The organism is Algoriphagus sp. 10J20-15 (assembly GCF_055809615.1).
Window position 1 is genome coordinate 1 of the sequence record NZ_JBVVUG010000026.1, and the last position, 12,672, is coordinate 12,672.

The window sequence follows — 12,672 nt, forward strand, 5'->3', positions numbered from 1 at the left end:
TATTCCCTTTTAGAAAGGGAGAATTGATGATTTTGTAGTAGTATTACTAGTTCATTTAAATCCAGTAAAGCGATTTAAATATTCGAATTTGGTATCGGGACATTTAGGACCAATTGGAGCCCCCGTATTCCTACTTAGCAATTGGTGATTTAAAAAACAAGTTGGTAATCGCGTAAAGTCAAATTGGCTTAATTGATTGCATACTGTTTAAGCATTTTTTAGCTTTAAATTTCTCGTATTTAATTTAGCTTTAGATAAAAAGATTAGCCGTTTTAATGATTCTTTCACACCTCATTGTTTTTTTGATATTGCTTCTTATGGCTCTTGTTTATCATAAGATGGCCTTGAAGTTCAATATTGTAGATAAACCGAACCATCGTAGTTCTCACATTCATACTACTGTAAGAGGAGGAGGTATTTTATTTCCATTTGCCGTGATTTTTTGGTGGATGGCTTTTGATTTTCAACATCCCTGGATGATTATAGGTATTGCGTGGGTGGCCACGATTAGTTTGCTGGATGATATCTATACAATTTCCAGCAAGATTCGCTTCGCTGTGCAATTTTTAGCATTGAGTATGGCATTCTTTGATTTGGGAGTCTTTACGCAAATCAATTGGATTGCCTTACCAATTCTGTATTTTATTTCCTTGGCCGTCATCAATGGGATTAATTTCATGGATGGAATTAATGGAATCACAGGCCTGTATGGCTTGGTCTTTCTGGGAAGTCTTTTGGCCGTCAATACTTACTTAGCTGTTTTCGATCAGTTTTTGATTCGGTACGATTGATCCTTGCGATATGCGTGTTTTTGATTTTTAATCTGCGGAAAAAAGCATTGATGTTCGCTGGAGACATTGGAAGTATTTCCCTTGCTTATTTGATGATTTACCTACTGACTCAATGGTATCTAAACTCAGGATCATGGACTGTAATATTATTCCTTCTTATTTACGGGCTGGATTCAGCAATTACCATTTTTGATAGAATCCGTAAAGGTGAGAAAATTTCCGAGCCTCATAGGTCTCATTTGTATCAGATACTTGCTAATCAGGGAGGCATATCACATGTCAACATTGCATTGATTTACGCGCTGCTTCAACTTGCAATTAACTTTGGGTTTTTCATCTACCCCAAAACAACCCCTGGGCCTTTCGAAGGCTTGGCTATCCTAGTGGTAACTGGTTTAGGCTATATAGCGATCAAGGTATTTCTGCTGAAAAAATATTCAACTTTAGCTAAAGAGAAAGGTTAAGATATAGGGTTTTCTGTATTTCAGCTTTTTACCAATCACTAGTACAGAGCTTAGCCCAAGTGTCAAGTACCCAGTACCCAGTCACCCGACATCGGACACCGGTCACCCAACACCGGCCATCTGACACCGGACATCGGTCATCCAACCCCAGTCATCTCTTCGGTCTCCGTCTTCGGTCATCTAATATTGGGTGCACCCCCCCCCGTCTCCCGTCTTCGGTCTTCCGTCTTTCAAACATCGACCAATCTTCACCCAACTCCCAACACCGGTCATCTGACACCCAACACCGGTCACCCCTCATCCCTCATCCCCAAGTAAAAAGGCCCAGAGAAACTCTGAGCCTTTTCAAATCGGCTTACGCCTAATTAAAACTTAACGCTAATTCAAATTTCCGAGCTAATAGGCAAAAAAAAATACCCAATATTGGGTATTTTTTGGCTGTTTTAACCTGATTTAAGCCTGCTTGGGCTAGCCTATATATTTTTCAAAAATCATTGGATCACTTATTGATATGTAATTCCAAGAAATTTGGGTGATTTAAAAGACTAAGGAGTAACCGCTCTACAGACTCATATACCGCTCAGAGGACATATTAAAATATTAATAAAAAGCATTTTGATTTGGAATAACATTTGCGAGTAAATCGTATGAAATCGAGCACACCTAAAAGCCTCATTCTCTGAAATGATGAAAATGCCAGCAAGATTCCATATGAGCTTTAAAAATCGAATTAAAATCATATGAATTTATTTACTTTGTACCCAAATTAAAAGTAGGGGTAGTCCCTGTTTAACATTAAAAAAAACCTCATCATCTTAATCAAATCCCCAAAATGAAACAAAATTTGTTCTCTATTTCGGTTAACCGCTCACTTATGATTGCCTTGGTCGCTATGCTGGCTATGGGTGCGTGTAAGAGTAAAAAGAAAGCTGCAGAACCTGCACCCCCTGCACCTGTTGAGCAAGTACAACAACCAGCTCCTCCTCCAGCTCCAGTCGCTTCTGCAGAAGAAGTAGCAGCAGGTAAGTTGGAAAATTATTTCAATAGCGGTTAGCTGCAGCGCAGGGAATGCATCTATTGCAAACCAGACCATCCAAGAGGCTCTTGGAATGTTTTCTAATCAGGAAACTCCAGTTTTGATCGTGATTCATGAAGAAAATGGAATCAAAGATTACGATGAGCCTACTACAATCAAGAAGTATTTGAAGAATACTTGAAAGACACCGAGAAGAATCTTAACTACATCAGCGATATCCGTATGGATGCTAATGGTAAGGTCTCTGAATTGGAGCTTAGAAGAAAATAATTGCCCATCTGAAAAATAATTAAAAAATGAAAAATATAATGATCCTTTTCCTGGGCTTATTCCTTGCTTCTTCAGTAAGTGCATTAGCTCAGTCTGAAACAATTAGCCCTGCAAGAAAGCAAGCAATTGACTCTTTAGCGCTTGAAAAAGTAAAAGATTTAAGTAAATATATCAGCATCATCGGAAGCAAAGAGACTCAATTCTCTGAAGCAAATCGAGTGATGGATCGTGCAGAAGAATTATTCTCTCCTGGCGCTGAGATGGGTGTATCCAGCATTAATACCAACGAAATCGCATACTACAAGGTAAGACGTTATTTTGAGCGTTTGATGGCTTTGAACTACGATAGAGTAAACATCACCTGGTACGATATCCAGTACATCTCAGATCTTGAAAGACAGCCTGATGGTAGATATGTAGGTGTTGTTACTGTATTCCAACGTTTCGAAGGCACATCTATCGAGACAGGGATGAACTACAAAGACACTACTAAGAAAGACATCACTATCTACGTTGAGAAAAAGCAAACCCAAATTGCTGGTAGAACTATTGAATTTTGGGACGTCATGCTAGGTGACGTGAGAGTGACTGAAACCTCCGCATGAGAATAGTAACCTTTATCTTTGCGATTTTCATCGCAAGCATCTCAATTGTCTCGGGGCAGGGCATAGGCAGCCCCGGGACAATTAAAGATGATGGCAAATTCGCTGCCTCTACCAAACAACTAAACCAATTCTTCAGAAGATTTAATGCCGAAGAATCCCCAACTGACGGAAATATACGCTATTCTCCTGGTGACTCAGCCTATCACAGCACATCCCTGAGAAAAGGCTTTCTTCAGATACTTTTTGATAATCAAACTTCCTCAGTTACTAATGATTTAAAAACAGAGTTTATTAACGCTGTACTTTCTCCCTCGTACCCTCAATACATAAACTTCCACAGAGAAGGTTGGCTTGCTGAGGTACAGGCTGAATTTATTTACAAAGGCAAAAGAGAAACTGCCACCTTGATATTGAAACTCCAGCCGGAAGGGTTGGGGTACGAATGGGTAATAGATGAGGTGTCATTTCCCCCATTTAGAAACATTTTCAACAAGCCAGTAGGGGATGGAAAAGATTTCCTACACCCTCTCAGTCATGAGCTGGGATTTATGAACCTTAGAAGAGCATTTCAGGATTCAAATTCCCCCGAAGCATTCACTGAGACCAATTTCAAACCTGATTACCTGACTTTGTTTTTATACGAAATGAAGCAAAATAACATCCGTTACGACACCGTAACTGATGTTAAATTTCATTTCTTTCAAATAGAAGGCTGGTATTTTGAAGTACAACAATTCAACCGCCCTGGTTTCAATACAGGTTGGCTGATTTCAAACCTTGTCAAACTTAACCCTGGTGACAAGGAGTCTATACAGAAATACATTTATGATCAGAACTAAGTTTATATATCTAACTTTATTGCTTTTATGCGTGACTTTCTCAGGATTCACGCAGACGATTAAGGGCTATACACAAGATGAGATAGATGATTATTCTTCTAAAGTTGAAGATCAAATTAGGTTCTTGGAATATCTTCTTAACACCATTGGATCTGCTGAAACACAGCCTAGAGACAAGGATGTGGTAATTCGTGAAAGCTACCTTAAGATCTTCCGCGATGGAGAAGTGCAGGTGGAAGATGATTTGTTGCTGGATAGAAAAGTAGTGACCAATAAAAATGTCACAGCCTACTTAAAGGACATTGAGTTTTTCTACAAGAATGTCAACTTCAAGTTCAAGATTAGAGATGTTAAAGCCCATCAAAAAGACAATGGAGATGTGTATTTTTTGGCATCTCTGGATAGAACTATTACAGCCACCGGTATTAATAATGAAAAAATAGCGAATACCAAGCCTCGCTTTGTTGAGGTGAATTTGGATGGTAAGACTCAAGAATTAAAAATAGCAAGCGTCTATACCACAAAGGTAAGTAGAGATGAGGAGCTGGCAGAATGGTGGTCCGTGTTAGACCCCCACTGGCAAGCTTATTTCAGAGATCGCTTTGCCCTAAGTCTATACGATTCTATCAATGTGGACTTATTATATAAGTTTGTGGAAGTAGATTCCTTGGATATTTCCGGAACAGACTCCTTACTGGACCTCAGCCCAATGGAGGCAATGCGTAATCTGGAAGTATGTTAACCTTAGCAATACTCAGACTACGGAGCTGCGGACCTATTTCCAACGTGACTTTCCTGTAATCCCTGGACGTATCCAATACGCCTACCTCTGATATACAATTTATCAAGTATTCTGATCGCCTAAAGCACCTGGATATCTCCCAAACTCAGATTACTGATATTAGTGAATTGGTAAACCTTAAGGCACTTCGATCACTTCGGGTGGAAGAAACACCAATTCTAAGCTTTGCTGTGCTCAATGAATTTGATAGCTTGAAAAGTCTATATATCGCTCGAAGCGGATTTAATAATGCCGAAAATATAAAGGATCTTTCCAAGTTGGAAGATTTGGATTTGTCAGGGACTGCCTCGATTAATTTCAGTCAGTTGTCTGAGCTACTTTCCCTTAAGAATTTAAATTTATCCAATACCAACATTCAGGACCTTACCCCCTTAGTAGGGCTGAAAAATATTGAAGTAGTAGATATCACAGGTACAGAAGTTTCAGATATATCCGCTTTAAATGCCAAGGGAGATCTGAGTAAAGTTTTGGCTGATGATACGAAGCTGTCTGTTATCGCTGCGGATAATTTCATCAGTAACAATCCTAAGGTATTGCTAATTCACCACGTGAAAGATCTAGAGAGCTGGTGGGCAGGACTTTCTTAAATGCATGGAAAACTAGTATGAAGAAGGCTAATCCTAGGATTACTTCTGATAATCCTAGTGTGGAAATACTGACCAGTACTATAGGACTAGAGGAACTTGATTTGAGTGCTGCTGGTATACAGACGCTGAATCCTATTTCTCGATTTGCCAAACTCAAGAAAGTAGATTTCTCTGATAATCCTGTTACTGAGATGATTTCATTAAGTGAGGTCAAAACCTCGACAGAAATTATAGGCAGAAACTCTCAGGTAAAAGATATTTCCCCTCTCAAATCAAATGAGGAATTAGTAAGAATTGATCTGGACGGTAGCCCGGTCACCACCATCATGGATGTGGTAAATCTTCCGAATTTAACTTATTTGAATGTGAACGGATCTGGGATATTTCCTGAAGAAGTACCGGAAATAATAATCCAAAAGCCGAATTCGACCATTATCTATCCAGACGTAGATTGAGTTGAAACACCTGGTGGACTGAGCTGGATGCTACATGGAAGGAAGTATTTCGTAAGCAGTTCTCCATGCCTGAAGATCCAAGTACGGAGCAGCTACATGCTTTGACAGAGAAGTCTTCCTTGACTTTCGAGAGGGTATCAGTAGATGATATACATGCGCTTACCGTGTTTGATGTCTTAAGGTCACTGGTGATTTTTGATGCACCATTGGGTTACATAGCCTCCAATCTCTGAACTTAAGCTTCTAGAGAAATTGAAGATATCCCAAGTCCCTGTAGTTGATTTCTCTCCATTAAGAGGGCTTTCCAACTTAAAGGAACTTGATATGAGCAACTCTGGGATAGAAGATCTGGATCCACTAGCTGGTTTGGTAAATCTGAAAACACTAAATATCTCAGGCACAAACCTGAAATCCCTGAAAGGACTGGAGGGATTAGCTCAATCTGCAGGAATTGGATGTGGCGAGCACCGGTCTTGCCGGAGCCTAAGACCTTATAGAAGGCCTATCAAACCTTAAAAAGCTTTCCTGCTTTAATACTAGAGTCAATAATAGTAGATCAGTAGATAGTTTCAAAGATTCCAACCCAGATTGCGAAGTAAGGTATTACTAGAATTGTTTCCTCTACAAACCCCACATCAATAGGCGAATCAATTACCTCCAGAGTTTCAACCCCATCAATTACCTAGGGTTTTAACCCTCAGGCATGGAATAGTCCAGGGTTTTAACCCTGGAAACGTAGGAACTAATAGGCCAGGGTTTTAACCCTGGAAACGAGGAATCATAGGCATGGGGTTTTAACCCTGGAAACTGGCTTTAACCCTAGGAATTGGAAATGAAAAAAGGGATCAAAAAATAATATAAAAAGTCCCTTTAATATTTTCTTAGGAAAAGTAGTGCTTTAAAAGTTGCTTAATCACCCTGACATAAAGGTAGATAGTCAATCTTAGAAAAAAATACCCTGTACAGGGTATTTTTTTGTTTTATCTAGCCATAGTTTTCCACAAAGTATAACTTTTGTAAGTTATGGTAGGCTTATTCTTATTTTGCTATTAAAGAATAAGTACAAATAAAATTTTAAACCAAACTAAAAACCGAAGAGATTCTACCAGAATCACTTCCAATGACCCTACTTCATCCTGTCCCAGCCTCCAACCTCTAATTTCTAATGGGACAACCACCAACCAACAACCAACAACTAACAACCAACAACCAACAACCAACAACCAAAAATTATAACTCCCCGCACCCTTAAGGCTAATCATATTAAGTAATTTGCACCCGTCTTGAGCAAAACCTTAACAACATTCACCTTATTATCCCTTTTACTGATCCTGTTGGGAATCAATCGGGGCTTTGATTTTTCGCGATGAAGGTCTGTATGCCTTTTTAGCCGATCCAAATCAGCCAAATATTGGAGGGGTATTTAGCTATGATCTTTTTTTTAAGCTCTTTTATCACCTTACAGGTTTGGAGTTTGGCATCATAGGACATCAGAATAATCCGCCTGATTTCCTATTTCATGGGTGCATTTGCGCTGGCTGTTTTTTGGAAAAACCTATATCTATACAACAAGGCCTTTCACTGCGTGTATTTCTAGTATGTTTGGCTTCTTTATTTGGAGGGTATGGTTTTTTGCCCCCAACATTATCGTATAATTCTATCTCTGTGGTGCTTGTATGTTTTTGGTTGGCCATAGTCTCCAAAAAAGAAGTTCAAGCCCATGGATTGGCTTCTGTTTAGGATTGATTTTTACTACTTTGTTCTATCCCAAGGTCACGGTTTGTATACTGACTATGCTTACCTTACCATTCTCTATTTTTTAATGAGAAAATCCCTCGGCGTTGCCTCAATTCTCCTTGTTTTATTGCCAGTTTCCCTATTTGAGGGTCTTTTTTTCTTGTTTTTTGAGGAAAATGGCCTCAGTAGATTATTTGGGGAATTTGGATTTATCAATCAACGTCAAGATTACACGCTAATACTTCTGATCAAGTATACCGCTGTAGGGGGCTTTTGGGTTTTGATTACCGGCTTACCTTTCTTCATAGCGTCGAAGTTCAAAAAATCCAAAACTTTTTTAGCTTACACACTTACACTGATCGCACTAGTGATATTAGCATGTGTCTTCTACTTCACTTTAATTACCTCCGAGTGGAGTCATATTTTTCTTTTGATTACCATTGCAGGTATTTCCTGGGAAATTGGAAATCTGAGAAAGGATGAATTATTACAGAAAGAATTGCTGTTTATCTGTGTTTTAATTTTGCTTCCTTTTGTACTTCATTTTGGAAGTAATGTGTATTGGATGAGGCTGGGTATTCATTATTGGGCCTTTTGGCTATTAGCCTATCTATTAGCAATGAAGAGAAAGAGCCAAGAATACCAGAAAAGAACCTACGCATTTGCCTCACTGATTTCTTTCGTTCTAGTAGCTTTTGGCATTTGGCTTACACCTTTTGAAGGAGTTTATCTTTGGGAGGCTACAGAAAAGTGGGAGTATAAATCTGGAAAACATATTTGGCTCGCTCCAACTCAGGTAGAACTTCTGAGATTGCTCAATTCAGAAATTGAAGAATTATCCCCTAATGAAGTAATTTCACTTTATAGTAACCCAGGTTTACTCTATCTCCTAGGCAAGAATTCCTTGTATTCTCCAGGATATTGGAAGCCTTCACAAGCTAAGTTATTTTTAAAATCAGGCTCTGAAGTAGATTTAATTCTCTTCAATGCTTTATATGATTTTCCTTTTGACCCTTTAGAATGGGAGAAAAAGAATGAGTTTATTCAGCCAAATGGAGAAAAGTTAGTGCTATTATGGAGAAAATAAAGTCCAACTACTTCCTGCTATTTTGGTCTTTATTAGCTTTTGGAGCTATGACAATTATCTGGTTTCTACCATGGCGATTTCAGGTAAATGACGATGAAATCATGATGTGGCTGGTCTCCGGAGCCTATACCGGAACACCTGAATCTTATGCAGTATTTATACATCCCATCCTCAGTTGGACTTTTTCCAAACTCTATACATTAGCACCCGCTATTCCCTGGTATCCTTTGACATGGTTCTTGGTGATCTACCTTGGGTATTTTATTTTCTTGATTCAGGTAACCAAAATCAACACAGGTTTTTGGACAAAGCTTGTTTGGATACTTTTTCTTTTTGGCCTCCTAGTTCATTTCTTGTTTTTTCTTCAATTCACCATAGTGTCAGCATTTGCTATAACTGCTGGATTGGCAAGTAGATTGATTCGTCTGAAAGAAGGTAGAATTGAAAAATGGTATGCGGTTTATCCTTCAGATATATTACTCTTTTTAGGGATGCTTATTCGCCAAGAAGTCCCCTTTCTATTATTAGCAGGAGTATTAGTTCTAAATTTCCTAGTCATTAGTGAAAAGAGAATTTACAAACTCTTACTCATACCCATATCCTTTCTTCTGATGATCTCTTTAGTAAGCTATTTAATGGTTGATGAGGACTTTCAAAAAGTAAATCGATTGAGATCTCAGGTATTTGATCACCCTGTTCTACAATTACATAAAGCGGATTTTGAAGGAAAGCCAAGTTGAGCTTTACCACTTCTCCAATGGTTTGATTGACTTCAAAAATGATCCCGAGTTATCAGGAGAGCTGGAAAAGTGGAAAACCCTTTTAGATGATGAAAGGTCAAGACAATGCAGCTTTTCAGCGGTCAAGACTTCAGTATTCACCTATATTGAGCATGAGGTCTTTTTGATTTCCATCATGTTATTATTCGTCGCTTATACGCTTTCATGGCGAGATAAGTCCCAACTGATTCTGATTTTCTCCCTAGCGTTGGTACTGGTTTTACTTTCCCCATTTTACCTCATTAAAGTACAGATCTATGTGATTGTATTTCTTCTCTATTTATTAATATCTCTTGTTCAATCTAAACCCTATTTGTATAGTGAAGCAATTGCAAAAGGAGTAGCCATAGTACTAATTTCAGGTATTTGCTTTCATCTATATTCTTTTACAAAAAGCTATGAAAACTTTCCTTCCACTGATACTCTTGAAAAGCAAATAAGAATGTTGATTGAAGAAGGAGTAGAGGAGGTGATCTTGGTCGCTTCAGGGGAAGTCTATCATGATTTAACTTTTGAAAATCCCTTGCCATTTAAAGTCCTAGGATGGCCAACTCTTCTCGAAAGTGTGGAGACTGATGATTTGAAGCGGGCCTATCTAGTTGATTCAGCAACATACTCAAGTAATGCCTCTTATTTTAAAGAAATGGAGTTGAAACCAAGTATGTGTGATCAGGTACTATTAATTTCCAAAGAATGAAATCTATCTGGGCCCAACTGAAAAGCTGGAGGTTTGATATACTTATACTGGGACTATATGGTTTCACTATCACCTTCATGATTGTGAATATTCAATTCCTGAATGACATTAAGATTCATAATTTAATACTTACAGATTACTTAGAGTCAGGATATTTTCCGCTCCCTCCGGGTTATTATGGCTTAGTTTATTTGATTGATTGGGTTTTGTCCTTTAAATATCCTTTCGTGGTTAGTTCTATCATTGTTCTCAGCATATTTTTGTGGTGGAAGTATAGGATAGTTCTTAATTTCTTTAAAGGTCAGATTCACCTAAAAAAAACAAACCTTTTCCTATTTTCTCTAAGCTTTCTATTTATAGGACCAATTTACCTGCCAGGTATCGATGAAGGGCTTTGGTATCTAGGCAAGTTCACGCCTACGATTTGGCATAATTCTACTTTGATAGTATCATTCCCTTTTTCTATTATCCTTTGTTTAAAATCCTTAAAATGGATAGATAAAGCAGAAGATTACCACCTTCTTTCACTCTTAGGGCTTGGATTAATCCTCATGCTAATTAAACCAAGTTTTTTATTTTGCTATATCCCAGCTTTGCCTATTTACATCCTTATAAAGGATAGAAAGTTCTCACCATTGCTTTGGAAGTCAGTATTCTTGGTGCTGCTTTTCTCTGCCCTTATTCTACTTGAAAAGCACTTGATTTTTACCTGGGATCCAATGCGGGAACAAATGTATGAGCCAAGTGAAATCTCTAGAGTAATCTTTAGTCCATTTGAAATTTGGCTTCACTATTCGCATCAGCCCATTCTGGATCTGCTTAGCAGTATTCCCCTTCTTATATGTTTTATTATTTTTTGGAAAAAAAAGGCATTCAAGGACCCAATGTTCAACTTCACCTTTATCCTTCTGATTTTCTCTATACTAGTTTACTTCTTGTTTGCTGAAACTGGTTTTCGCCAATACCATGCGAATTTCTACTGGCAAATCCCTATCGCACTGTTTTTGAATTACCTAAGTATTCTTTCAATTATTCTAAGGGATTATATGGCGCAAGGAAATGGTCTCAGCTATAGAACAAGAGTTTTGGTTGGTATTTACCTTATTCAAGTAGTTTTTGGATTTGCCTACTGGGTAAGGATTTTTGCTTTTGAAACTTTGATTTGACCATTATCAGCGCCTAAAAAGTAATTGTGGCTGTTCATTGCAATCTCATAGTAGGGTAAAATATAGGAGATGCTTTCTCCACTGCTATTTACTATTGGAAGTTGGCTGAGGGAGTAGGATTGAAGTACTGCGGAATCCGAGCATGATCACTGGGGAAGAGAGTTCTTCTATTTCTATGACAGTCGCTATAGGTACATCTTTTGCAACTGGGTTTGTTCTAAACTGTATTAGCTTTTGCTGCAGAGGGATTACCAGAAGAATGGATAGGAAATTCAACCCAATGAGACCGTAGCTAATATTTTTGTTGATAGTTATAAGAGATAGGTTTAGAAACAAGACCATAGGACTGTACATTCTCAACTCAGACCAGTCATAATTCTTGTATAGAACAATATTGAAGATCAAAAGGATACTAAGTATGACAACTCCAAAAAGAAGGATTCTGCTTTTACTTACAAAAAACAGCGAGCTTAGTAGTGATAACCCAATCCATAGTTTTTGAAGGGTATAAAATTTTCCCTCAGTGAAATGTAACGCAAAATAGATGTTGCGCTTAATATTGAAGAAAATGCTATCCCAAGCATCTCCGAAATTTCCTGATTCAATCATCGATCCTAAGCCAGAAAATGTATTTGGAACCTGCTCATGCAGATAATATTGCGTCAAAAAAGGAAGCAAAAACCCCAAGAGTACAAATGCCCATTTCCAAATTGAACTGGGTCTCTCCAATAGAAATGGTAATCCAATAAAAGCAAAAAACCAGGTGTCTTCGGATGAAACCGAGCACTAGAATCAAAAGTGCAAGGATGACAAAGCTTTTTTTATCAGGTCTTTTGATATACCGTAGTGCTGATAAGAATAAAAAGATTCCTCCTGCTACATGGATCAGTTCTGGTAAAAAAGTGGTGGAATAGAAAAATACTAATGGAGAGGCTAGGATAACTATAGTTTGAAGGAGCTTTTCTGTCCAACTTACATTTTTTCTGAGGTTCAATAAAACAAGGGAAAACAGTAAAACCCCTGCATTGATTACTACAATATTCAAGTTCCACCATCCAACTACTAAGGACACCCCTCCATAAAGAATAGGATAGCCTACACCGTGGGCATTCGAATCCCCAAAGCCTTGAGCCAAAACCACTATAAGTGAATGTAGCCTTTAGACTTAGGGTTCTTGCAAAACTTTCAGCGTTCTTGAAATAGAAATACCTCATCGCCATAATAGGGAGAATAAGTCGAGTCTATTAAGGAGAAAAAATAGACATACAAAGCTAATACAACTAAGGCAAGACCTATTAGTAGTTGCAATTGTTCTGTCTTTAGTAACAATCATGAATGTCTCTTTCAGCAAGGTATA

General features: G+C 38.1%; 15 protein-coding genes and 1 pseudogene. 14 read left to right on the forward strand and 2 right to left on the reverse strand.

Annotated features, from left to right (window positions below; genetic code table 11):
* The first annotated feature begins 317 nt into the window (after nt 1-317).
* From AC0L6R_RS10350 to AC0L6R_RS10415, 14 genes and pseudogenes are all read left to right on the forward strand, one after another.
* Nucleotides 318-791: an MraY family glycosyltransferase gene (locus AC0L6R_RS10350; protein ID WP_473271136.1), complete on the forward strand. Its 474-nt coding sequence runs from the start codon at nt 318-320 to the stop codon at nt 789-791.
* Nucleotides 792-841: 50 nt separating this feature from the next.
* Nucleotides 842-1,255 carry a hypothetical protein gene (locus AC0L6R_RS10355; protein WP_473271138.1) on the forward strand — a complete coding sequence of 138 codons (414 nt, stop codon included), beginning with the start codon at nt 842-844 and terminating at the stop codon, nt 1,253-1,255.
* A gap of 832 nt (nt 1,256-2,087) precedes the next feature.
* Nucleotides 2,088-2,561, forward strand: a pseudogene (locus AC0L6R_RS10360) (nucleoid-structuring protein H-NS).
* Between the two features lie 26 nt (nt 2,562-2,587).
* Nucleotides 2,588-3,166 carry a hypothetical protein gene (locus AC0L6R_RS10365; RefSeq protein WP_091691238.1) on the forward strand — a complete coding sequence of 193 codons (579 nt, stop codon included), beginning with the start codon at nt 2,588-2,590 and terminating at the stop codon, nt 3,164-3,166.
* The gene (locus AC0L6R_RS10370) at nt 3,163-4,005 is read left to right on the forward strand and encodes a hypothetical protein (protein ID WP_473271139.1); all 843 of its coding nucleotides are present in this window, start codon (nt 3,163-3,165) and stop codon (nt 4,003-4,005) included. Before AC0L6R_RS10365 ends, AC0L6R_RS10370 begins: the two co-directional genes overlap by 4 nt.
* Nucleotides 3,992-4,747: a hypothetical protein gene (locus AC0L6R_RS10375; RefSeq protein WP_473271140.1), complete on the forward strand. Its 756-nt coding sequence runs from the start codon at nt 3,992-3,994 to the stop codon at nt 4,745-4,747. Before AC0L6R_RS10370 ends, AC0L6R_RS10375 begins: the two co-directional genes overlap by 14 nt.
* A gap of 167 nt (nt 4,748-4,914) precedes the next feature.
* Nucleotides 4,915-5,394 carry a leucine-rich repeat domain-containing protein gene (locus tag AC0L6R_RS10380; RefSeq protein ID WP_473271141.1) on the forward strand — a complete coding sequence of 160 codons (480 nt, stop codon included), beginning with the start codon at nt 4,915-4,917 and terminating at the stop codon, nt 5,392-5,394.
* Nucleotides 5,395-5,411: 17 nt separating this feature from the next.
* Entirely contained in the window at nt 5,412-5,849 is a 438-nt protein-coding gene (locus AC0L6R_RS10385; protein ID WP_473271142.1) for a hypothetical protein, read from the forward strand.
* A gap of 65 nt (nt 5,850-5,914) precedes the next feature.
* Entirely contained in the window at nt 5,915-6,082 is a 168-nt protein-coding gene (locus tag AC0L6R_RS10390; RefSeq protein ID WP_473271143.1) for a hypothetical protein, read from the forward strand.
* A gap of 19 nt (nt 6,083-6,101) precedes the next feature.
* Nucleotides 6,102-6,365 carry a leucine-rich repeat domain-containing protein gene (locus AC0L6R_RS10395; RefSeq protein WP_473271144.1) on the forward strand — a complete coding sequence of 88 codons (264 nt, stop codon included), beginning with the start codon at nt 6,102-6,104 and terminating at the stop codon, nt 6,363-6,365.
* 1,204 nt (nt 6,366-7,569) lie between these two features.
* Nucleotides 7,570-8,673, forward strand: a complete 1,104-nt coding sequence (locus AC0L6R_RS10400; RefSeq protein WP_473271145.1) for a hypothetical protein — start codon at nt 7,570-7,572, stop codon at nt 8,671-8,673.
* A complete protein-coding gene (locus AC0L6R_RS10405) occupies nt 8,661-9,413 on the forward strand; it encodes a hypothetical protein (protein ID WP_473271146.1) in 753 nt (250 codons plus the stop codon). The genes AC0L6R_RS10400 and AC0L6R_RS10405 overlap by 13 nt, the downstream gene beginning before the upstream one ends.
* The gene (locus AC0L6R_RS10410; RefSeq protein WP_473271147.1) at nt 9,394-10,149 is read left to right on the forward strand and encodes a hypothetical protein; all 756 of its coding nucleotides are present in this window, start codon (nt 9,394-9,396) and stop codon (nt 10,147-10,149) included. Before AC0L6R_RS10405 ends, AC0L6R_RS10410 begins: the two co-directional genes overlap by 20 nt.
* Nucleotides 10,146-11,315, forward strand: coding sequence for a hypothetical protein (locus AC0L6R_RS10415; protein ID WP_473271149.1), 1,170 nt, complete (start codon nt 10,146-10,148; stop codon nt 11,313-11,315). Before AC0L6R_RS10410 ends, AC0L6R_RS10415 begins: the two co-directional genes overlap by 4 nt.
* A gap of 84 nt (nt 11,316-11,399) precedes the next feature.
* Here AC0L6R_RS10415 and AC0L6R_RS10420 read toward each other — a convergent pair whose 3' ends face one another.
* Nucleotides 11,400-11,924: a hypothetical protein gene (locus AC0L6R_RS10420; RefSeq protein WP_473271150.1), complete on the reverse strand. Its 525-nt coding sequence runs from the start codon at nt 11,922-11,924 to the stop codon at nt 11,400-11,402.
* A 34-nt stretch (nt 11,925-11,958) separates the two neighbouring features.
* Entirely contained in the window at nt 11,959-12,456 is a 498-nt protein-coding gene (locus AC0L6R_RS10425; RefSeq protein WP_473271151.1) for a hypothetical protein, read from the reverse strand.
* Nucleotides 12,457-12,672: the final 216 nt, after the last annotated feature.

Bases quoted from the DNA above. Each gene is read 5' to 3' on its own strand.
- AC0L6R_RS10350 (WP_473271136.1), top strand. From the start codon at position 318: ATGGCTCTTGTTTATCATAAGATGGCCTTGAAGTTCAATATTGTAGAT.
- AC0L6R_RS10355 (WP_473271138.1), top strand. From the start codon at position 842: ATGTTCGCTGGAGACATTGGAAGTATTTCCCTTGCTTATTTGATGATT.
- AC0L6R_RS10365 (WP_091691238.1), top strand. From the start codon at position 2,588: ATGAAAAATATAATGATCCTTTTCCTGGGCTTATTCCTTGCTTCTTCA.
- AC0L6R_RS10370 (WP_473271139.1), top strand. From the start codon at position 3,163: ATGAGAATAGTAACCTTTATCTTTGCGATTTTCATCGCAAGCATCTCA.
- AC0L6R_RS10375 (WP_473271140.1), top strand. From the start codon at position 3,992: ATGATCAGAACTAAGTTTATATATCTAACTTTATTGCTTTTATGCGTG.
- AC0L6R_RS10385 (WP_473271142.1), top strand. From the start codon at position 5,412: ATGAAGAAGGCTAATCCTAGGATTACTTCTGATAATCCTAGTGTGGAA.
- AC0L6R_RS10390 (WP_473271143.1), top strand. From the start codon at position 5,915: ATGCCTGAAGATCCAAGTACGGAGCAGCTACATGCTTTGACAGAGAAG.
- AC0L6R_RS10400 (WP_473271145.1), top strand. From the start codon at position 7,570: ATGGATTGGCTTCTGTTTAGGATTGATTTTTACTACTTTGTTCTATCC.
- AC0L6R_RS10405 (WP_473271146.1), top strand. From the start codon at position 8,661: ATGGAGAAAATAAAGTCCAACTACTTCCTGCTATTTTGGTCTTTATTA.
- AC0L6R_RS10415 (WP_473271149.1), top strand. From the start codon at position 10,146: ATGAAATCTATCTGGGCCCAACTGAAAAGCTGGAGGTTTGATATACTT.
- AC0L6R_RS10420 (WP_473271150.1), bottom strand. From the start codon at position 11,924: ATGATTGAATCAGGAAATTTCGGAGATGCTTGGGATAGCATTTTCTTC.